This window comes from Pseudomonas lyxosi (assembly GCF_047758685.1).
GTDB classification, from domain to species: domain Bacteria; phylum Pseudomonadota; class Gammaproteobacteria; order Pseudomonadales; family Pseudomonadaceae; genus Aquipseudomonas; species Aquipseudomonas lyxosi.
In genome coordinates this window covers 5,064,025-5,085,252 of the sequence record NZ_CP180481.1, presented here as the reverse complement: position 1 = coordinate 5,085,252, position 21,228 = coordinate 5,064,025, and the positions used below count along the sequence as shown (strand labels likewise).

16 protein-coding genes are annotated in these 21,228 nt (G+C 59.1%); 7 read left to right on the top strand and 9 right to left on the bottom strand.

Annotated features, from left to right (window positions below):
* Positions 1-47: 47 nt before the first annotated feature.
* The gene (locus tag ACMXYI_RS23230) at positions 48-920 is read right to left on the bottom strand and encodes a LysR family transcriptional regulator (RefSeq protein WP_415769259.1); all 873 of its coding nucleotides are present in this window, start codon (positions 918-920) and stop codon (positions 48-50) included.
* A 79-nt stretch (positions 921-999) separates the two neighbouring features.
* On the opposite strand from ACMXYI_RS23230, the gene ACMXYI_RS23225 reads away from it, so the two are divergent.
* Positions 1,000-1,944: a DMT family transporter gene (locus ACMXYI_RS23225; RefSeq protein WP_415769258.1), complete on the top strand. Its 945-nt coding sequence runs from the start codon at positions 1,000-1,002 to the stop codon at positions 1,942-1,944.
* Between the two features lie 252 nt (positions 1,945-2,196).
* The gene (gene hppD / locus ACMXYI_RS23220; protein WP_415769257.1) at positions 2,197-3,273 is read left to right on the top strand and encodes a 4-hydroxyphenylpyruvate dioxygenase; all 1,077 of its coding nucleotides are present in this window, start codon (positions 2,197-2,199) and stop codon (positions 3,271-3,273) included.
* A gap of 65 nt (positions 3,274-3,338) precedes the next feature.
* On the opposite strand, the gene rarD is transcribed toward hppD, so the two are convergent.
* From rarD to ACMXYI_RS23205, 3 genes are all read right to left on the bottom strand, one after another.
* Complete coding sequence (rarD, locus tag ACMXYI_RS23215; RefSeq protein WP_415769256.1) at positions 3,339-4,226, bottom strand: EamA family transporter RarD; 888 nt, start codon at positions 4,224-4,226, stop codon at positions 3,339-3,341.
* A gap of 153 nt (positions 4,227-4,379) precedes the next feature.
* Positions 4,380-5,387: an aldo/keto reductase gene (locus ACMXYI_RS23210; RefSeq protein ID WP_223429923.1), complete on the bottom strand. Its 1,008-nt coding sequence runs from the start codon at positions 5,385-5,387 to the stop codon at positions 4,380-4,382.
* Between the two features lie 125 nt (positions 5,388-5,512).
* Positions 5,513-6,823 (bottom strand): MFS transporter, encoded by a 1,311-nt coding sequence (locus tag ACMXYI_RS23205; RefSeq protein WP_033055148.1) that lies wholly within the window; start codon positions 6,821-6,823, stop codon positions 5,513-5,515.
* Between the two features lie 170 nt (positions 6,824-6,993).
* Here ACMXYI_RS23205 and ACMXYI_RS23200 point away from each other — a divergent pair, with 170 nt between their 5' ends.
* The 4 genes from ACMXYI_RS23200 to ACMXYI_RS23185 all read left to right on the top strand — a co-directional run bounded on the left by ACMXYI_RS23200 (position 6,994) and on the right by ACMXYI_RS23185 (position 12,769).
* Entirely contained in the window at positions 6,994-8,124 is a 1,131-nt protein-coding gene (locus ACMXYI_RS23200) for a sugar diacid recognition domain-containing protein (protein ID WP_415769255.1), read from the top strand.
* A gap of 272 nt (positions 8,125-8,396) precedes the next feature.
* Positions 8,397-9,539, top strand: a complete 1,143-nt coding sequence (locus tag ACMXYI_RS23195) for a glycerate kinase (RefSeq protein WP_415769254.1) — start codon at positions 8,397-8,399, stop codon at positions 9,537-9,539.
* A gap of 375 nt (positions 9,540-9,914) precedes the next feature.
* Positions 9,915-11,540, top strand: coding sequence for a methyl-accepting chemotaxis protein (locus tag ACMXYI_RS23190; RefSeq protein ID WP_415769253.1), 1,626 nt, complete (start codon positions 9,915-9,917; stop codon positions 11,538-11,540).
* Between the two features lie 41 nt (positions 11,541-11,581).
* Positions 11,582-12,769 (top strand): pyridoxal phosphate-dependent aminotransferase, encoded by a 1,188-nt coding sequence (locus ACMXYI_RS23185; RefSeq protein ID WP_415769252.1) that lies wholly within the window; start codon positions 11,582-11,584, stop codon positions 12,767-12,769.
* A gap of 118 nt (positions 12,770-12,887) precedes the next feature.
* On the opposite strand, the gene ACMXYI_RS23180 is transcribed toward ACMXYI_RS23185, so the two are convergent.
* The 5 genes from ACMXYI_RS23180 to ACMXYI_RS23160 all read right to left on the bottom strand — a co-directional run bounded on the left by ACMXYI_RS23180 (position 12,888) and on the right by ACMXYI_RS23160 (position 18,132).
* Positions 12,888-13,865 (bottom strand): NAD(P)-dependent oxidoreductase, encoded by a 978-nt coding sequence (locus ACMXYI_RS23180; RefSeq protein WP_415769251.1) that lies wholly within the window; start codon positions 13,863-13,865, stop codon positions 12,888-12,890.
* Positions 13,866-13,886: 21 nt separating this feature from the next.
* The gene (locus ACMXYI_RS23175; protein ID WP_415769250.1) at positions 13,887-15,185 is read right to left on the bottom strand and encodes an MFS transporter; all 1,299 of its coding nucleotides are present in this window, start codon (positions 15,183-15,185) and stop codon (positions 13,887-13,889) included.
* 118 nt (positions 15,186-15,303) lie between these two features.
* A complete protein-coding gene (locus ACMXYI_RS23170) occupies positions 15,304-16,278 on the bottom strand; it encodes a sugar kinase (RefSeq protein ID WP_415769249.1) in 975 nt (324 codons plus the stop codon).
* A complete protein-coding gene (locus ACMXYI_RS23165; protein ID WP_415769248.1) occupies positions 16,271-17,053 on the bottom strand; it encodes a sugar phosphate isomerase/epimerase family protein in 783 nt (260 codons plus the stop codon). Before ACMXYI_RS23165 ends, ACMXYI_RS23170 begins: the two co-directional genes overlap by 8 nt.
* Positions 17,054-17,109: 56 nt before the next feature.
* Positions 17,110-18,132, bottom strand: a complete 1,023-nt coding sequence (locus ACMXYI_RS23160) for a LacI family DNA-binding transcriptional regulator (protein ID WP_415769247.1) — start codon at positions 18,130-18,132, stop codon at positions 17,110-17,112.
* A 244-nt stretch (positions 18,133-18,376) separates the two neighbouring features.
* On the opposite strand from ACMXYI_RS23160, the gene ACMXYI_RS23155 reads away from it, so the two are divergent.
* Entirely contained in the window at positions 18,377-21,196 is a 2,820-nt protein-coding gene (locus tag ACMXYI_RS23155; RefSeq protein ID WP_415769246.1) for a hypothetical protein, read from the top strand.
* Positions 21,197-21,228: the final 32 nt, after the last annotated feature.

Genomic DNA, 21,228 nt, shown 5'->3' with positions numbered 1-21,228 from the left:
AGTTCAGGTAGAAGGCCATGATAGTTGGCCCTCGGCGTGTGTGCCGCTCAACGGTCATTCAGGCGCTCGGCCAGTTTGATAAAAGCCAGCGCCGCAGGGGATGACTGGCGCTGGTCGAGTACCGCCAGACCCACCTGGCGTGTGACCGGTGGCGACAGCGGTTTTTTCACGTAGCGACTGTCGCGATCATCGGGCAATGAGCCTTCGGCGACGACCGTCAGCGCATCGCCTCGGCCAACGGTGTCCAGCGTACTCAGTAGTTGCGAGCAGCGATAACGGATGTTCGGTGTCAGCCGGGCGGCACTGAACATCCGCGACACCAGTTCCGACGAGCCGGCCTCAGTCAACACAAACGGGTCGTTGCACAAATCGCTCAGGGTCAGGCTGTCGCGACGGGCCAGCGGATGATCGACGGGCAGCAGCGCGACCATTTGGTCTTCGATCAGCGCAAAGGTGTCGAACCGCTCCTCGGGCAACACCACGAAACCGACATCGATACGCCGCTCCTCAAGCCACTGGATCACCTGCCGGTCCGGGCCTTCGTCTATATGGACCTCGATGCCCGGATGAGCCGCACGGTAGTGCTGCAGGATCAGTGGCAGCAGTTTGATCGATGAGGTCGGGCCAAACGAGCCGATGCGCAACGTGCCGCGTTTCATCCCGCGGGCATCGGCCGCTTCCTGGCGCAAGGTGTTGGCCAGGCCCAGCATCGCCCGGGCGCGCAGCAAAAGCTGTTGGCCGATGTCGCTGAGTTCGACCCGGGACTGATGCCGGCGCAGCAGCTCGACGCCCAATTCCTGTTCCAGCGACTTGAGGGCGTGAGAGACCGCGGATTGGGAAATCCCCAAGCGATTGGCTGCCGCCGTAAAACCGTGAAGCTCGGCGACCAGAGAAAAAATCTCCAACTGGGTAAGGGTCATGAGTATTTACTCATTTTACGATGAGAAAGTATTAGTCGAATGATACGTCATCTCCCCCGATTTCTCGTTCTGGAAACCTATGACGACCTATGAGCAGAGCCTGTCCAACCCTTCGGACGTGCCGGTTTATCTGAAACTGGCTGCCGTCACCATGATCTGGGGCGGCACCTTTGTCGCCGGGCGGTTTCTGGCCGAGAGCCTCAGCCCCTTGTTTGCCGCCAGTCTGCGGTTCTTGCTGGCCAGCGTGGCGTTGCTGTTGTTTCTGCTACTGGCCCGCGTGCCTCTCGCAAGGCCTAGCCCCAGGCAATGGCTGCAATTGGCGCTGCTGGGCTTTTTCGGGATCTTTTTCTACAACCTGTGCTTCTTTTATGGCCTTCACTACATCAATGCCTCACGGGCGTCATTGATCGTGGCGTTGAACCCGGCCGTGATCGGGCTGGCGTCATGGCTGTTGTTCAAGGAGCGCTTGAGTCGAGCAAAGGTTTTCGGGATCGCGATCTGCATTGCCGGGGCGAGCCTGGTGATCGTCAGCCGCAACCCGCAGTTGTTGGCCGGCAACGCCGACGCGTGGATCGGCGATCTGTTGATTTTCGGCTGTGTGCTCGGTTGGGGCGTTTATTCGCTGTTCTCCAAAGACCTGAATCAAACCCTGGGCCCGCTGCAAACGGTGACGTACTCGATTCTGCTGGGCACGCTGATGCTGTGGGTGACCAGTGCTGTTCGCGGTGAGTTGAGTGTTGCTGCACTCACCAGCCTCGGACCAACGCAATGGTTGAGCCTGATGTACCTGGGCGTATTGGGTTCGGCGCTGGCCTATATCGGCTATTACGACGGCATTCGCAAAATCGGCGTAACGCGTTCAGGCGTGTTCATTGCCCTCAACCCGCTGACCGCGGTGATCCTTGGTGCGCTGTTGTTAGGCGAGCAGTTGACCCAGGCGATGTGCCTGGGAGGAGGGCTGATCCTCGCGGGGATTTTCCTGTGCAACAAACCCCTTGCGCGAGCAGGGAAAAAGGGGATTTGATACAGAAGGCGGACAAACCTATTTACGCTGTGTAGAATCGGGTTACGCATATAAGAATAATCGTCTTCTGGCAGCAGAAGCCTCGCCCGCAATAGCCTTGGGTCGACAATGAAGAGTTTTGGGTTTCAATTGATCTACGGTGACTTCCTCGCCCGCAGCGTGCGGGGCATCTCCTGCGCGCCACCCGCCGGTCTCAGCATTGCTAGCAACTAACGATCCGTTAATTGACAAGAAAATGATGAGGCGCCAACCATGGCAGATTTATACGAAAACCCAATGGGCCTGATGGGCTTTGAATTCATCGAGTTCGCATCGCCAACTCCGAACACCCTGGAGCCGATCTTCGAGATCATGGGCTTCACCAAGGTCGCGACCCACCGTTCCAAAGACGTGCACCTGTATCGCCAGGGCCAGATCAACCTGATCCTCAACAATGAACCGCACAGCGTTGCTTCGTACTTCGCGGCCGAGCACGGTCCGTCGGTGTGCGGCATGGCGTTCCGCGTCAAGAATGCCCAGCAGGCGTTTGCCCGGGCTCAGGAACTGGGCGCTCAGCCGATTCACATCGAAACCGGCCCGATGGAACTGAACCTGCCAGCGATCAAAGGCATCGGCGGCGCGCCGCTGTACCTGATCGACCGTTTCGGCGAAGGCAGTTCGATCTACGACATCGACTTCGTATTCATCGAAGGCGTTGACCGCAATCCGGTCGGGGCTGGCCTGAAGATCATCGACCACCTGACCCACAACGTGTATCGCGGTCGCATGGCCTACTGGGCCAACTTCTACGAGAAGCTGTTCAACTTCCGCGAGATCCGTTACTTCGACATCAAGGGCGAATACACCGGTCTGACCTCCAAGGCCATGACCGCCCCGGACGGCATGATCAAAATCCCGCTGAACGAAGAGTCGTCCAAGGGCGCCGGGCAGATCGAAGAGTTCCTGATGCAGTTCAACGGCGAGGGCATCCAGCACGTTGCCTTCCTCAGCGATGACCTGATCAAGACCTGGGATCACCTGAAAAGCATCGGCATGCGCTTTATGACCGCGCCGCCGGAAACCTATTACGAAATGCTTGAAGGTCGTTTGCCGAACCACGGTGAGCCGGTTGATCAACTGCAATCGCGCGGCATTCTGCTGGACGGTTCGTCCGAGTCGGGCGACAAGCGTCTGCTGCTGCAGATCTTCTCGGAAACCCTGATGGGCCCGGTGTTCTTCGAATTCATCCAGCGTAAAGGCGACGATGGTTTCGGCGAAGGCAACTTCAAGGCGCTGTTCGAATCCATTGAACGCGACCAGGTTCGTCGTGGTGTGCTTTCCACTGACTAAGCCGTTTCAGATGTAAAAAAAGCCCGGTCAGCAGCAATGCTGGCCGGGCTTTTTCGTGTCGGTCCTTACATCGATTTTCGTCGATGCCGGACCAGATGTTTGAACCCTTCAAACACCAGAACCACCACCGCCAACCAAATCGGGATGTAGGTCAGCCACTCACCGGGCTTGATGCTTTCCCCCAGCAGCAGCGCGACGCCGAGCAACAGCACCGGTTCGACGTAACTCAACAACCCGAACAGGCTGAACGGCAGCAGTCGGCTGGCGATGATGTAAACCACCAGCGCCGATGCGCTGATGACGCCGAGCAACGGGATCAGCAGCGACAGCCACGGGTGCTGATCGAACACGGCGAAACCCTGTTCACCGCCCTGAACGAACCAGAACGCCACGGGCAACATCAACGCCATGTCCATCCACAAACCGCCGAGGTTGTCGGTCGCCAGTCGCTTGCGCAGGATGAAGTAGAGCGGATAACCGATGACGACCAGCAAGGTCGCCCAGGAAAAACCGCCGACCTGATACAACTCGTTGAGCACGCCGAGGGACGCAAAAAACACTGCCACCTTTTGCAGGTAAGACAGTCGCTCGCCATAGGCAAACCGCCCGGTCAGCACCATGGACAGCGGCAACAGGAAGTAACCCAGGGACACGTCGAGGCTATAGCCGTTGAGCGGCGCCCACATGAACAACCAGAGCTGAAGGCCAAGCAGCGTCGCGGAAACGATCAGGCCGGCGAGCAATTTTGGTTGGCCAACCAGCCGCCGAAAAAGGGCGGCCACAAGTTTCCACTCACCGGAGACCACCATGAACACGGTCATGCATGGCAGGGTCAGCAGCATGCGCCAGCCGAAGATTTCTACGCCGCTCAAAGGCGTGAGCAACGAAGTGTAGTAATACATGACGGCAAACAGCACCGAGGCTGAAACCGATAGAGCGATACCTTTAGACAAACTGTCCTCGCGAAGTTGAACGTGAAACGGGCGCAGAGGATACGTGGTTCGGCCGGAGAATGTGTCGCCAGATAAAAGATCGCAGCCTTCGGCAGCTCCTACCGGGGTGCACCGATCCAGGCAGGAGCTGGCGAAGCCTGCGATCTTTTGCTGTTAGCGCGGTTTACGCCCTGACACAAAGTGGCTCACATCATTAAACCCCGGTGTCGACGCGTGCCCAGGCACAACCAGCGAGTCAATAAACGCCTCATCCTCAGCCGTAATCTTCACCGCCTGCGCCTTGGTGTAGGCATCCCATTGTTCTTCGGTTCGCGGCCCAACGATGGCCGAAGTCACGGCGCTGTTGTTCAGCACCCAGGCGATGGCGAATTCCACGATGCCCACGCCGCGACCCTGGGTGTACTGCTGGATCTGCTGAGCAATGCGCAGGGATTCGACGCGCCATTCGGTTTCCAGAATGCGTTTATCTGCGCGGCCGGCGCGGCTGTTGGCGTCCGGTTTCACGTCCGGTGCGTATTTACCGCTGAGCACACCACGCGCCAGCGGACTGTAAGGCACCACGCCCAGGCCGTAGTTTTGCGCGGCGGTGATCTGCTCGGTTTCCGCCTGACGGTTGACGATGTTGTACAACGGCTGACTGATCACCGGCCGGTCGACGCCCAGTTGATCGGCCACACGAATCACCTCGGCGATGCGCCAGCCTCGGTAGTTCGACAAGCCCCAATAGCGAATCTTGCCCTGGCGGATCAAATCGCCGATGGCCGACACCGTGACTTCCAGCGGCGTGTTGTGGTCTTCGCGGTGCAGGTAATAGATGTCGAGATAGTCGGTGCCCAAACGCGTCAGGCTGGCATCGATGCCATTGAACAGGTGCTTGCGGCTCAGACCGCTGCGGTTCGGCACACCGTCCACCGGACCGAAACCGACCTTGGTCGCCAGCACCCATTCGTGGCGGTTACCGGCAATCGCTTCGCCGACGATCTCTTCGGAGCGGCCGTTGGTGTAAACGTCCGCGGTGTCGATGAAATTGATGCCCTGGTCCCAGGCCTTGTCGATGATCCGCAAGGAATCTTCGGTGCTGGTCTGTTCGCCAAACATCATGGTGCCCAGGGTCAGGGTGGAAACCTGTAAACCCGAATGACCCAGCGTGCGATAGCTCATGACGAAATCCTTTTACCGGTGGGAGAAAGGCTCAATCAAATACCAGAATGGTGGGGCGGGGCAAACGGAAATATCGAACACCCGGTGCCGATCGTTCCCACGAGAGCGTGGGAACGATCTATGCGTTAAACCCGCAACGTCCGCGTCATACGCAACGCCAACAAACTCCCGCAAACAATCACGCCCGCCAGCAGGTAAAGCGCGGCATCGGTCGACCCGGTGCTGTCCTTGACCCAACCCACCAGATACGGACTCAAGAACCCGGCCATCTGCCCCATGGAGTTGATCAACGCCAAACCACCCGCCGCAGCGCCCGCGCTGAGCAGCGCAGTTGGCACCGGCCAGAACATCGGCAGGCCGGTGAGGGCGCCCATGGTGGCGATGGTCAGACCGAGGATGGCAATGGCCGGCGTAGTCGCAAAGTTCACCGCGATCAGCAAACCGACCGCACCCATGAGCATCGGCACCACCAAGTGCCAGCGGCGTTCTTTGCGCAGGTCCGCCGAGCGGCCGACCATCAACATGAACAGCGCGGCCAGCAGGTATGGAATCGCACTGAGCCAACCAATCACCAGGTTATCGCTGAAGCCCAGGTTTTTGATGATCGACGGCAGCCAGAAGTTGATCGCGTAGACGCCGCTCTGGATGCAGAAATAGATCAGGCCGAAGGCCCAGATCGCCGGGTTCTTGAACACGGCCAGCAGCGAGTCGGTGGTGGTTTTCGGTTTGTTGGCCAGGTCTTCGGCGTGGTCGGCTTCCAGCACCGAGCGCTCGAACGGCGTGAGCCATTTGGCATTGGCGTAACTGTCGCTCAACAGGAAGTAGGCGAGGGCGCCGAGGATCACGGTCGGAATGCCTTGCAGCAAGAACATCCACTGCCAGCCGGCCAAACCCGCTTGGCCTGCGCCAAAGTGATTGAGAATCCAGCCGGAAAACGGGCTGCCGAGCAGGCCGGACACCGGTATCGCCGACATGAACAACGCCATGATGCGGCCACGGCGGAAGGTCGGGAACCATTGCGAAAGGTAGAGCACCACGCCCGGGAAGAACCCGGCTTCGGCCGCGCCGGTGAACAGGCGCAAGGTGTAGAACTCGGTCGGGGTGGTGACGAACAGCAAACAGGTCGAGAGCGAGCCCCAGACGATCATCATCAGCGCGATCCAGCGGCGCGGGCCGAATTTGGTCAGGGCCAGGTTGCTGGGTACGCCGCACAACACGTAACCGATAAAGAAAATCCCGGCCCCGAGGCCGTACACGGTTTCGCTGAATTTCAGTGCGTCGAGCATCTGCAGCTTGGCAAATCCAACGTTCACCCGGTCGAGGTAGTTGAACAGGTAGCAGATGAAAATGAAGGGAATCAAACGCAGGGTAATGCGTTTGTAGACGGCGTTTTTCTCGTCAACGATGGCCTGGGTAGCGGCGGCGCTCTGTGACATGGCGGGCTCTCTCTTTATTATGATTTTTTGCGATGCAAAGGGTAACGTTGACCGCCCAGTGAGTCTCGGCCACCGCTTGGGTCATTGTCTTTGTGCCTGAGCACAGGGTTTGCAACCAAGGCCTGTGCGGGTGAACAATCCGCTCCATCACGCTTTCAAGGATCACCGCTATGTTCGAACTCGATCACGACCTGGCCCAGGACATCGTCGACCGGGCGATGGCCATCCTGCCGTACAACGTTAACGTCATGGACAGCCAGGGCCTGATTCTCGGCAGCGGCGAACCGGAGCGCGTCAACACCCGTCATGAAGGCGCGCAACTGGTGCTGGCCAACGGGCGAGTGGTGGAGATCGACGCCCAAACGGCGATTCATTTGAAAGGTGTGCAGCCGGGCATCAACTTGCCGTTGTTGCTCGATCAGCGCTTGATTGGCGTGCTGGGCATCACCGGTGAACCCGAGCAATTGCGCACCTACGCCGAACTGGTGCGGATGACCGCCGAGATGCTGGTCGGCCAGCGCAATCAGCAGGCCGAACAGCAATGGCGGCGCCAGCGTTGCGACGATCTGCTGGCGTTGCTGCTCAGCGAGGCCGGGGATTCGCCGCGGTTGATCGACGAAGCACAACAACTGGGGCTCAAGCCGCAGATGACGCGAGTGCCGTACCTGTTCGAGTTAGGGATGGAACACGGTCCGGGGCAAACCGTCGAGGCGCTCAGCGCCTGGTTGACCTCACGCTACCCGGACAGTTGGTGCGTGAGTTCGGCCAAGTCCTCGTTGCTCTGGTGCCGACCGGCGGCGCAGGCGATCGAGAATGACCGGTTGCTGGAAAAACTCGACGGGCTCGGCTGGAACATTTTGCGCATTGCCGTGGGTGGGCAAGCCGATGGGCTGTCCGGGCTACGTCGTTGCTATCGACGTGTCGGTGATTTGCTGGCTTATGGGCGAGATGTGTTGCCGAACTCCCGTTTGCTGACGCTCAACCGTTATCGGTTGCCGGTGATGCTCTGGCGGCACCGCAACGACGACGCGCTGGACGAGTTGCTCAAGCCGCTGCGCAAAGTCATCGCCAAGGATGGCAACGGCCAACTGCTGGCGACTTTGCGCAGCTGGTGCGATCACGACGGGCAGAGCCAGGCGTGTGCCGATGCATTGGGCATCCATCGCAACAGTTTGCGCTACCGGATGGAGCGGATTGCCGAACTCAGCGGTGTTGATCCGCTAAGGCTGGACGGAATGCTCGCGCTTTACCTCGGCGTCCAACTCCTCCCCCAAACCGACCCCCCAAACGCCAACCCGTAGCAGCTGCCGAGCAGCGCGAGGCTGCGTTCGGCTGCGCAGCAGTCGTGAAATCATGCGCCGCGGAGCATCAGGTAAACCTTGCTTTTAGAATTGACGACTGCTGCGCAGCCGAACGCAGCCTCGCGCTGCTCGGCAGCTGCTACAAGGAATGTGTAGGGACAGATAGGTTTTGTGGAAATGAACAATAATCGTCATGGCCGCTTGTGCAGCGGACCGGCGTTATTGTTCTTGCCTGCTGGCAGCATGGAACGCATTGGAACTGGAGAACTCGCATGAAAATCGTCATCGCCCCCGATTCGTTCAAGGACAGCCTGAGTGCTCAGGGTGTGGCTGATGCCATTGCTCTGGGGTTGGCGCAGGTTTGGCCCGATGCGCTCCTGGTCAAATGCCCGATGGCTGACGGCGGGGAGGGGACCGTCGAGTCGATTCTGGCGGCGTGTGAGGGCGAACTGCGCCGAACCCCTGTTCGTGGGCCGCTCGGTGCAACGGTTGAGGCCGTTTGGGGCTGGCTGCCCCAGAGCCACACCGCGATCATCGAAATGGCCGAGGCCAGCGGCCTGCAACTGGTTCCGCCGGGCAAGCGTGATGCCTGCATCAGCAGCACGTTCGGCACCGGCGAGTTGATCCGCGCGGCGCTCGATGCCGGGGCGCAACGGGTGATTCTGGCGATTGGCGGCAGCGCCACCAATGACGGCGGGGCGGGTGCGATGCAAGCCTTGGGCGTCAAACTGCTGGACGCCCAGGGCCAAATACTGGCACCGGGCGGCTTGGCCCTCGCGCAACTAGCGCGAATCGACATGAGTGAAATCGACCCGCGCCTGGCCGAGGTGCAATTCGACATCGCCGCCGACGTCAATAATCCACTGTGCGGCCCTCACGGTGCCTCAGCGATTTTCGGCCCGCAAAAAGGCGCATCACCCGAGCAAGTCCAGCAACTGGATCGCGCGCTCGGGCACTTTGCCGAACGGTGCGCTCAGGTCCTGAACAAAGACGTTCGTGACGAACCGGGCAGCGGTGCGGCAGGCGGCCTGGGGTTCGCCGCCAAGGCGTTTTTGGGGGCGCAGTTCAAGGCCGGGGTCGAAGTGGTCGCCGAACTGGTCGGCCTGGACGATGCGGTCAAGGGCGCCGACCTGGTGATCACCGGCGAAGGCCGTTTCGATGCCCAGACCCTGCGTGGCAAGACGCCGTTTGGTGTGGCGCGTATTGCTCGCCAGCACGGCGTGCCGGTGATTGTCCTCGCCGGAACACTGGGTGAGGGTTATCAGGCGCTGTACGAACATGGCATCGATGCCGCGTTTGCCTTGGCCAGTGGACCGATGACGCTGGAGCAGGCATGTGCCGAGGCGCCGCGGTTGTTGCGGGAGCGGGCGAGTGATGTGGCGCGGGTCTGGCGGGTGGCCGCTCGCAAAGCCTGAAGCCGTACGATCACCTGTAGCAGCTGCCGAGCCTGCGAGGCTGCGTTCGGCTGCGCAGCAGTCGTAAATCCGGCAACCGGTTTTTCCTGGCACACCGCGCCGCATGACTTCACGACTGCTTCGCAGTCGAACGCAGTCTCGCAGGCTCGGCAGCTGCTACATAGAGCTAGAGTGTTTCATGGTTGAAGCACTCGTAATCCGGTGAAATATTTTTCTCCAATCCCCCGCATGAATCCTCATCCCCAGCCGATACAGCCAATAGGCCCACACAAACCTATTCCAACAGTGGCGCCAACCTGAAAGCGCGTGCGCCACCGCCCGCCATTCAGTGATCACGCAAGGATGCTCGTAGCCCCATCACCCGAGAATCATCCTATGTCACTGCGTAATCTGAATATCGCGCCTCGAGCGTTCCTGGGTTTTGCTTTCATTGCCTTGCTCGTCATCGTGCTGGGTGTGTTTGCCGTGAACCGCATGACAACCATTCACCAAGCCTCCATCGACATGGAAACCACGCAGCTGCCCAGCGTCGGGTTTCTCGGTAACCTGACGGAAAACGTCCTGCGTCTGCGCATTCTCTCTTTCCGGGTGCTGGTCAACCGTGATCCGGCCGCGTTGCAGGAAGCCCAGACGCGTATCGGCGTGCTGGTCGACAAGGTTCGCAGCGCACAATCGAGTTATGCCGCGTTGTCGGCCACCCCGGAAGAAGCCGCGCTGTACAAGACGTTCACGGCAACGCTGGACAGCTACCTGCAAGCCCAGAACCAGATGCTGGAGCTGTCGCGGCAGAACAAGCTCGATGAGATTCGCACGCTGATCAACACCCGGATCAAGGAAGGTACGGACCAGATGGGCGAGCAGCTGAACAAACTGGTGGCGCTCAATAATTCCGATGCGAAAGCCGCCTCGGCCGCAGCGGGCGAGCAGTATCGCAGCGCGATTACCGGCATCATTGTGGTAGCGGTGATTGCGGCGCTGATGACCGTGCTGCTGGCCTGGCTGCTGACCCGCAGCATCGTCACGCCGCTGAACCGTGCGTTGCTGGCGGCGCAAACCATTGCGGGCGGCAACCTGACCAACGTCATCGAGGACGACGGCAAGGACGAACCGGCCCGTTTGCTCGGTGCCTTGTCCGCGATGCAGGCCAGTCTGCGCAAAACCATCGAACAGATCGCCGGTTCCGCCACCCAACTGGGTGCCGCCGCTGAAGAACTCAGCACGGTCACCCAAGAAGCGTCCCGCGGTCTGCAACAGCAGACCAACGAAATCGAACAGGCCGCCACTGCGGTCAACGAAATGACCGCTGCCGTGGAAGAAGTCGCGCGCAACGCAGTGTCGACATCCGAAGCCTCGAACCAGTCGACCCAAGCCGCCCGCGAAGGTCGCGACCGTGTGGTGGAAACCGTCGGCGCGATCCAGACCATGACCCACGATGTGCAAAACACCTCGGTGATGATCGAAGGCCTGGCCGCTCAGGGGCGCGACATCGGCAAGGTGCTGGACGTGATCCGCGCCATCGCCGAACAGACCAATCTGCTGGCGCTGAACGCCGCGATCGAAGCCGCCCGTGCCGGTGAAGCCGGGCGCGGGTTTGCGGTGGTGGCGGACGAGGTCCGGGCGTTGGCCCATCGCACGGCGCAATCGACCCAGGAAATCGAAAAAATGGTCGCCGGCATTCAGAACGGCACTGGCCACGCGGTCTCCTCAATGCAGCAAAGCAATCAACGCACCCAAAGCACCCTGGAAATGGCCCGTGCCGCCGGTGTGGCGCTGGAGCAGATCACTCAGTCGATCCAATTGATCAACGAGCGCAACCTGGTGATCGCCAGCGCGTCCGAAGAGCAGGCCCAGGTGTCCCGCGAAGTTGACCGCAACCTGGTGAACATCCGCGACCTGGCCACCCAGTCCGCCGCTGGCGCCAACCAGACCAGCGCCGCCACTCACGAACTGTCGCGCCTGGCCGTGGATTTAAATGCCATGGTGGCGCGTTTCGTGATTTGAGATAGGGTTGTGGCTTGGAACCCGCGCGACTGGAGAATTACATGCGCTATTCAGCCCTGACCAAACGAATCGCCGGTGACGGCGCAGCAGCCTGGCAGATTCATGACCGAGCACTGGAATTACTTGAGCAGGGCGTTGATGTGCTGCTGCTATCGATCGGCGATCCCGACTTCGATACGCCGCAGCCCATCGTTCAGGCGTGCATCGATAGCTTGTTGGCCGGTGACACCCACTACCCGTCAGTACGTGGCAGTCGGGGGTTGCGCGACAGCATTGCCAACCGCCATCGACGTCGCAGTGGTCAAGCAGTGGATGCCGATCATGTGATCGTGCTGCCGGGTGCGCAATGTGCGGTGTATTCGGTCGCGCAATGCCTGCTCGACCCGGGCGATGAAGTGATCGTCGCCGAGCCGATGTACGTGACCTATGAAGGCGTGTTCGGTGCCTGCGCCGCCAAAGTGGTGCCGGTGGCGGTGCGCCCCGAGAACGGCTTTCGGGTCGATCCGGCGGATGTCGCGGCACTGATCACACCCAAGACCCGCGCCATTTTGCTCAACAGTCCGAACAATCCTTCCGGCGCCAGTTTGCCGCTGATGGTCTGGCAGGAACTGGCATCGCTGTGTGTTCGTCACGACCTGTGGCTGATTAGCGATGAGGTTTACAGCGATCTGTTGTACGAAGGCGAGCACATCAGCCCGGCCAGTCTGCCGGGCATGGCCGAGCGCACGGCGACCATCAATAGCCTGTCCAAATCCCACGCCATGAGCGGTTGGCGTGTGGGCTGGGTGATCGGGCCGAAACCTTTGGCCGAACATTTGGTGCACCTGTCGTTGTGCATGCTGTTTGGCATTCCGGATTTCATTCAGAACGCCGCGCAATTGGCGCTGGATGAGGATCTGCCTGAAGTGGCGTTGATGCGCGAGGAGTATCGCCAGCGTCGCGACCTGGTGTGCGCGAGCCTGAGGGATTGCCCGGGCATCCGGCCGATCCGGCCTGATGGCGGGATGTTCGTGATGATCGATGTACGCCAGACCGGGTTGTGTGCCCAGAGTTTTGCCGAGCGGCTGCTGGAAGGTTATGGCGTGTCGGTGCTGGCGGGTGAAGCGTTCGGCCCGAGTGCGGCGGGGCATATTCGACTGGGGTTGGTGGTGGATCAGCTGAAGCTGGCGGATGCGTGCCAGCGGATAGCGTTGTGTGCGGCGGACCTTCTGGAGGCGCGCCGGGCCTGATCGAACCCGATCGTTCCCACGCTCTGCGTGGGAATGCCTCTAGGGACGCTCCGCGTCCCATGTGACGCAGAGCGTCACGGGCTGCATTCCCACGCGGAGCGTGGGAACGATCGTCTACTCAGGATTTCCACGCCTGCGTATTCACCAGATTCGCCGGCCGCTCACCCGCCAGCGCCGCCAGCAGATTGTCCACCGCACAGGCGGCCATCGCCTCCCGCGTCTCATGCGTCGCCGAGCCAATGTGCGGCGTCGCCACCACGTTGTTCAGCTGCAACAGTGGCGAGTCAGTGTTCAGCGGTTCGCGTTCGAACACATCCAGCCCCGCAGCGCGAATCTGCCCGTCACGCAAGGCCTGAATCAGCGCCGCTTCGTCCACCACCTTGCCCCGTGAAATGTTGATGAAGATGGTTTCGGGGCGCATCAGGGCGAATTGCTCTGCGCCGATCAGCCCTTCGGTTTCAGCGGTCAGCGGCAATGTCAGGCAAACGAAATCCGCCTGCTGCAACAGCTCCGGCAGGCTGCGGTATTGCGCGTCGAATCGCTGTTCCACCGCCGGTTTCGGCGAGTGGCTGTGGTAGATAACCGGCATCCCAAACCCGAAATGCCCACGCTGGGCCAAGGCCTCACCGATCCGCCCCATGCCAATGATGCCCAGGGTTTTACCGTGCACATCGGTACCGAATTGCGCGGGACCGACATTGCGGTTCCACTGGCCGGCGCGAACCATGTTCGCCAGTTCCACCACGCGCCGGGCGGTTGCCAGGATCAGCGCGAAACCGGTGTCGGCCGTGGTTTCGGTGAGTACGTCCGGGGTGTTGCTGAGCAGGATCCGCCGTTCGGTCAGGTAGTCGATGTCGTAGTTGTCGACCCCCACGGAGACGCTGGCGATGGCTTCCAGGTCAGGTGCCAGATCCAATAATCCGGCATCCAGTTTCAGACTCGCACCGAGTAACCCGTGGGCGCGGGGCAGGGCCTCGCGCAGCGAAGCCAGGCCGTCGGCGTTGAGGTTGTCGATCAGCGTCACCTCGGTCTGCTCGTGAAGGCGAGCCATCAGCAGCGGCGAGAGTTTCTTGTACAGCACAACCTGCTTTTTCATCGTCATCATCTCAACTTCAATTCAGGAATGAGCAGCCGTCGACCGTTGCACAACGGCCTTGGCCACGACCCGGTCACTGGCACCGGGCTTGAGGAAAATCGTCAGCACCACCGAGAGCATCAACGCGCCGCTCATCAACAGATAAGAAGCACCCGGCGAGCCGGTGGAGCTGTTCAGGTAACCGACCAGATACGAACCGCCAAACGAACCGAGCGCGCCCATGCTGTTGATCAGCGCCATGGCGCCACCCGCGACGTTGGCCGGCAGGATTTCCGGGACGATGGCGAAAAACGGTCCGTAAGGTGCGTACATGCAGGCACCCGCGATCACCAACAAGGTGTAGGACCACCAGAAGTGTTCAGCGCCCAGAGCGTAGGAACCGTAGAACGCAATCGAGGCGATCAGCAGCGGCGGCCAGACAAAGCGTTTGCGCTTTTGCAATTTGTCCGAGCCCCAGGACACCAGCAACATGCCGATCACCGCCGCCAGATACGGCAGCGAGGAGAGCCAGCCGGCCTCGATCATGTCCATCTGCGCGCCGGCCTTGAGGATCGACGGCAGCCACAGTACGAAGCCGTAAACGCCAATGCTCCAGCAAAAAAACTGCAGGGCCAGGATGATCACTTTCGGTGAGCGGAAGGCTTCGGCGTAGTTCTTCACCGCTTTGATACCGACCTGTTCGGCCGCCAGGGCGCTTTGCAGATCCTGCTTCTCTTGATCGCTCAGCCACTTGGCTTGAGCGGGACGGTCATCGGCCAGGCGCCACCAGATAAATGCCCAGAGCACCGCTGGCAGACCTTCGATGATGAACATCCAGCGCCAGCTGAAATGCTGCACCAGATAGCCCGACACCACCGACATCCAGAGCATGGTCACCGGGTTGCCGAGGATCAGGAAGGTGTTGGCGCGCGAGCGTTCGGCACGGGTGAACCAGTGGCACAGGTACACCAGCATCGCCGGCATCACTGCGGCTTCGACCACGCCGAGCATGAAGCGAATGACGATCAGCCAATAGGCGTTGGAGACGATCCCGGTCAACGTGGCCAGTCCACCCCAGAGAATCAGGCTGACGAAAATCAGCTTCTTGACGCTGTGCTTCTGGGCGTAGATCGCGCCCGGCACCTGGAAGAAGAAGTAGCCAAGGAAGAACAGTGCGCCGAGCATCGACGACAGGCCCGGAGTGATCATCAGGTCGGCGGCCATCCCGGAGGCGGCAGCGAACCCGTAGTTGGCGCGGTCCAGGTACGCCAGGCTGTAGGTGATGAACACGATCGGCATGATGTACCACCAGCGGCGGGCGGCGAGTGTTGCGGTTTTCATAGTGGTGCTCCCGAGCTTGTTGTTTTTGTCGCAGCAGGTAACGGTATTCGTAGATCGTTCCCACGCTCTGCGTGGGAATGCCTCTAGGGACGCTCCGCGTCCCCTGTGACGCGGAGCGTCACGGGCTGCATTCCCACGCAGGAGCGTGGGAACGATCAATTAAGGGCGGTGGCAGTTCTTCCCGGGTTGGCAACCCCTCCATATCCCCACGGCTCTGCACCGCGCGGCTGCCAATCCAGTTGGCACGCTTTACGGCGTCGGCAAAGCTGTGGTTTTCCAGCAGGGCGCTGATCATGCCGACGGCAAATCCATCGCCGGCACCGACGGTGTCGACCACCGTTTCCACCGGCACGCCCGCCACGAAACCCTGGTCCAGATGCGTGCGGTAATACGCACCGTGCGGGCCCAGTTTGATCGCCACGGCTTCAGCGCCCTGGTCGAGGTAAAACGCCGCGATGTCGGCCGGGTCTTCAAAACCGGTCAACAAGCGGCCTTCACTCAACCCCGGCAGCACCCAATGGGCGAGGGCGGCGAGTCGGTTGATCTCGGTAATCATCTGTTGTTCGCTGGCCCACAAGCTCGGGCGCAGGTTCGGGTCGAAGGACACGCTACGCCCGGCATCGCGCATGCGGGTCATCAACTCGAAAGACATTTCCCGGGCCGTTTCGGACAGCGCCGGGGGAATGCCGGTGGCGTGCAAGTGTCGGGCGTTCAGTAATTCAGGCGCGATCGACTGCCGCGACAGATGACTCGCCGCCGACCCACGGCGGAAGTACTCGACCACCGGATCGCTGCCATCGTCGGTGCGTGACTTGAGTTGAAAACCGGTGGGGTGTGCGGTGTCTATGGCGACGTTACTGCAATCCAGACCTTCTTTTTCCAGGGTGTCGATCACGAACCGTCCCAGCGAATCAGCGCCCACCCGGCTCAACCAGGCCACATTAAAACCCAACCGTGACAAGCCAATGGCGACATTGCTGTCAGCCCCGGCAATACGCTTGTGGAAGTGGCCGACGTCGGCCAAATCACCGTTCTGCTCGGCGACGAACATCGCCATGGTTTCGCCGAACGACAGGATATCGATCTCAGACATGAGCGCTCTCCAAACGGGTTTGACCGAGGCGGGCGAGGGTGGCGACATGCTCGGTGGTCAACTGCACCAGGTCGTCGCCTTGCAGCGGATATTCCGCCGCCCGCATTACGCCTTGGGCCATGTGCCGCAGCAGTTGTTCCCACAGATGCAGGTCACCGGCGGTCGGCGGTATGGCGACCAGTTTGCCGTCGGCCCGACGCGACACGGCTTTGCAGTGCACATAGCCGACGTGGCGACCGAGCAACCGCGCGGCGCTGGCGGCGGACTGGTCTTGCCAATGCCAGTTGCCGATGTCGAAGGTCATTTTGACCGGCAGGTTGTGTTGCTCGACGTCAGCGAAAAATCGTTGGAAGGGCTCGATGCGACCGCCGTGCAGGGTCTGGTCGTTTTCCACCAGCAACTGCACCGCACTTTTGCCCAGTACGCGGGCCAAGGTCTGGAGGTCGCTGTTGTCGGTGAAATAACCCAGGGACACTTTCAGCCATTTGGCACCGAATGCCTGGGCGCGCTGTAACGCAGAGATCAGTTCGGGATTGGGTTTGGACTGGCCGGCCAGCCACAATTCCATCGGTGAGGAATACACGCTTTCGAGGCCTTGGGCCTGAGTGGCATCGGCCAGTTGGGCGGGGTCTTCGACGGTCAGCAGTTCTTCGCGCCATTCGATGCGCGTGGCGCCCGCGGCGGCCAACACGTCGATAAACGATCCCTGGCCGCGTTGGCGAACAAGGTCGGCGCCGTAGCTCGACAGGCTGATGGAAACGGGTGGTTTATTCATTGTTGTATACCTCTGAAACCGGTTTCATTTTTGTTCAAAAAAATAGGGCTGCTGACTTATGTGGCGATTTTCGTCGACCCACGCACAATCAACCGCGCCGAAAAATCCAGGGTCCGCACCGGCCCGTCATCACCGCGCAAACGCTTGAGCAAACACTCGAACGCGCTGGCACCAATTTCGGCCGTCGGCTGGGCGAGGGCGGTGATCCCGCTGCCCACCAGCGGGTACCAATCCAGATCATCGAGGGCGATCAGGCCGACGTCCTCGAACAGGTTGCACTTCAGTTCACGCAACGAATGGGTGCTGGCCAACGCGGCGATGCCGTTGGCACAGAACAGCGCTTTCGGGCCGGGGCCGGGTGTTTCGAGGAAGGTTTTCAGTTTGGCGGTCAGTTCACTACCGGTTTCGACGAGGGTGCTGCGCAGGGTCGGACGTTGTTCGATCTGCGCCTTGAAGCTGCTGACCCGCTCAATCCGCGAACTGGTGCCATCAAACGGTTCGGAGACCATCAGCACATCGCGATAGCCGCGCTCCTGCAAATGGGTGAGGGCCATTTCAACGGCGGCAGGATTGTCCAGCCCGACCAGATCGCTCTCGAGCTGCTCGACCTTGCGATCCACCAGCACCAGCGGCATTTCCCGATGCAGTTCACGTAATTCGTCGCGGTGATGACCGAGGGTGTTCACGATCAAGCCTTCGATGTTGTAGGAGCGCAGCAGGGCCAGGTGCTGGCGTTCCTGCTCGTCATCGCGGTCGGTGTTGCACACCACCAGGCTGTAGCCGTGCTGACGGCAGGCGGTTTCCACCCCGTGCATCACGGCAATCGAATAAGGGTTACGGATATCGGCGACCAGCATGCCGATCAGGCGGGTTCGCCCACGTTTCAGACCGCGGGCCATCTGGTTCGGGCGATAGCCGAGTTCGGCGATTGCCTGCTCGATGCGCAGGGCGATGGCATCGGAGAGCAGGGCGCGGTCATCGCCGATGAAGCGCGAGACGCTGGCTTTGGATACACCGGCGTGTTCGGCGACGTCGAGCATGGTGACGCGGCTGCGTTGGGCGGCGGAGAAGTCGTTCACGGCATGGACTCTTGTTATTGGTGGTGTTTCCTGAAACCGGTTTCATAGAACACCACCTTGCCGTATTACGTCAAGTGAAGGAAGCCCCATAGGAAACGTTAAAACAGCGGTGTATCCGACGAGCGGTAGCAAAACCTGTCATATATGACAGTTGGCGAAACGTTAGCGCTAGCGCTTAATTTCTCCATGCAATGTTTTACGAGTCTTCGATGTATTTGCACGAGAGTCAGACCGGAGTTGATTTATGACAAGTTCACAATCGCCATCATCAGAACTCAGCTCTATTGGTATTCTGGCTGATCCTCTGGTTGTCAATGGTGTGGATAAAAACGATCCGGACGGACATGTACCTCTGGAGCTACTATTAAAAGGCACGCTCATTATTATTCCGCTTTGGGCGGATCCCGGAATCAACGATCAACTGGTGGTGACTTGGCTGCAAGGTAACTTCCAGACCATCATCTTCGATGATGTGCTTCGCGCGAGGATAAACGACCCGTATATTGAAGTGCCGTTATCACCACAACAAATGTCTATGGATGGAATTGCATTTGTCCAATACCGGGTCTGGAAACGCGGCGGTGGTAATTCGGATGATTCTCCCCTTCGTAAACTGACCATCGATCACACACCCTTGCTGGTGATGAAAGAGCCAAAGTTTCCTCATGCAACGCTATGGGGGTATCTCAATAACAACACCGTGCCGCCATTAACCCAAGGGGTCATTGTGTTTGTTCCGCCCGGTAGAAATATTGCTCTTGTTGATGATGTTAATGAAGTGCACTGGACGGGATATTCCAGTCTCAATGGCAGTGGCAATCCAGTGCAAGGCACTGAGGGTGTTTGGTCAAAGCAATTAAATTCGAATGATATTGAAAGAGGCTATTCGCAGACGATTCCATTCGAAAAATACGTGAGACCATTGATTGATAATGACTCGGCAGTTGTTGTTTGTCGCCTGTTCAGAGGCAGTCGCCTGATTGCTGAATCCAAGAAAGGATTAGTAAAGATCGATAGGGTAACCCCTGGAGAAAATGGGCCGTATGGCTTAGGCGTAAGTTCATTTGGTATACAAGGAGTTTCAAAAATGAAATATGAAATGTTGCCTCCTATACTTCGGTTGATGTCAGCGCGCTCCGGAGTGCTTTCGGTCGATGCGTCTGTCGACAAACTGGCAGATGACTCTATTCCAGTCAGCGTTCTGGATTCGGGAACGATAATTTTCAAGGCGAATAATTTTGCTGATCCACAAGATGGCGACGAAATTGATGTTCATTTCAAGGTCGTGGGCGGCACGGATACAGTAGCTGGGACGTTTAGGCTGGGAGCAGCAGCAGGACGCCAATACCCGGTTGAACTTGAAGTGGATGCAAGTCTGTTTCCAGAACAGCCAACGCCTGCTGCGCCAACCCGCTATGAAGTTCGCTATGAGCTTTTTAAAGGGGGTGGTGGTAACGCCGATGACTCGAACGTCATCGAGTTTGTCATCGACCGTACAGCCCCGTTCGAAGTCAAAACCCCCGCACGTCGAAAAAACAAACCAACCCCAGCCGTGACCATTTCCAATCCGCCTGCAGCGCCGGGACGTATTGTAGATGAGGCATGGATGACAGCTAACCCGAAACTGCTTTGCATCGTGCCCGTCGCTTACCCATTGCGGCGACTTGATGATGAACTTCGGTATTTTCTGAGTTCCGGAACTACCGTCGTTGAGGTTTTCAAAGGTGCGATTCCCACAACAGGTGCGTTTGAGGTTGACACCGCCGAGCTACGCAAACTGCCAAATCTGACACGGGTTTCTCACTCGTACGAATGGCAGGATTTGCCTGGCAACCTGAGCTTGCGCTCTGATGCTGCACCTGTTTTTGATCTTCGGCTTGCACAGGACCCTGTTTTGCTCCCCCCGCAAGTACCCAAGACCGATCCAGACCAGAGCATTCCTCTTTATCTGGATGACTTTGTAGCCGGCGCTCCTCCGGTTCTAGCGGTGGTCAGACAACCACTGCATGGTATCGCAACGGATGAAATCACACTGATCGTCGAAGATGCTGCTGATCCGACGGTGTTCGTTGAGTTCGGTCCGCTTCCGCTCGGTACCGCAGATTTAAACTTCACCCTTGATTACGCCAAACTTGCAACGCTGTTTGCCACTGCCACTGATCCTAAAGAAGTAAAAATTTGGTACGAGCATGTTCGGGCTGGGAAAATAGTGGATGCCCCGGGTATTTTTATTTATCTGGACTTTGTGCACGCCGGCCCGACAAACCCTGATTTACCTGACCTGATCAACCCTGATCTGGACCTGGTAACGGTGACTGGCGCTTCCAATACGGATAACACCATTCTACCGGGTGATCGAGACAAGCCTGGCAAGATCAAAGTCCCCGCATGGTTTGGTCTGCCGGCCATTGTGGGTGGTGAACACATCGAATTTTACATCGACGGTAAGATCGCCGGCGAATTCAAGCCCTTTGGAGGTGAGACCGAATTTGAGGCGGGTGTTGAGGCCGCTTTTCTTGAGGCGCTGCCAACTGGCACAGTAGAGGCTTACTGGACGATCAAGTTCGCGGGCAGCGATAAAAACATAATTAAGTCCAGACTACAGAGCGTAGTGGTCAACGCCAGAAAGATCCCGCTAAAAGATCCGACCATCCGGGTCCGCAGTCGTGATGAAATCGCTTGCTATGCAATGGATAATGCCACGACCAACTGGACGTTGGCGGTAACCATCCCCAAAGATCCAGTAAATTTGCCAACAGGCAAAAATATCACTGTTTACTTTGCTGGCGTGACCGATATTACTGGGGCAACCGAAGTTCCGGGAACTCGCGACTCGCAGCCTTACACCATCAAGGCGGCCGGTACACCTGATATTGCCCAGGTGGGTACTGCTGCGAAGTTCAAATTAAACCAACCAGTACAAGGTGCAGTAGCATTCGGCAAGTATTGGTACGAAACAGATATTGGTGGTGTTCAGACCTCGGACCCGGTGGTCAAGTCGTTTGACATCATTAATACCAGTTTCGATTACTGCGATCGATTGCCTGCACCTCCTGCGCCGTAACAAAAGCAAGGGTCGAATCTGTCAGGGGAGAG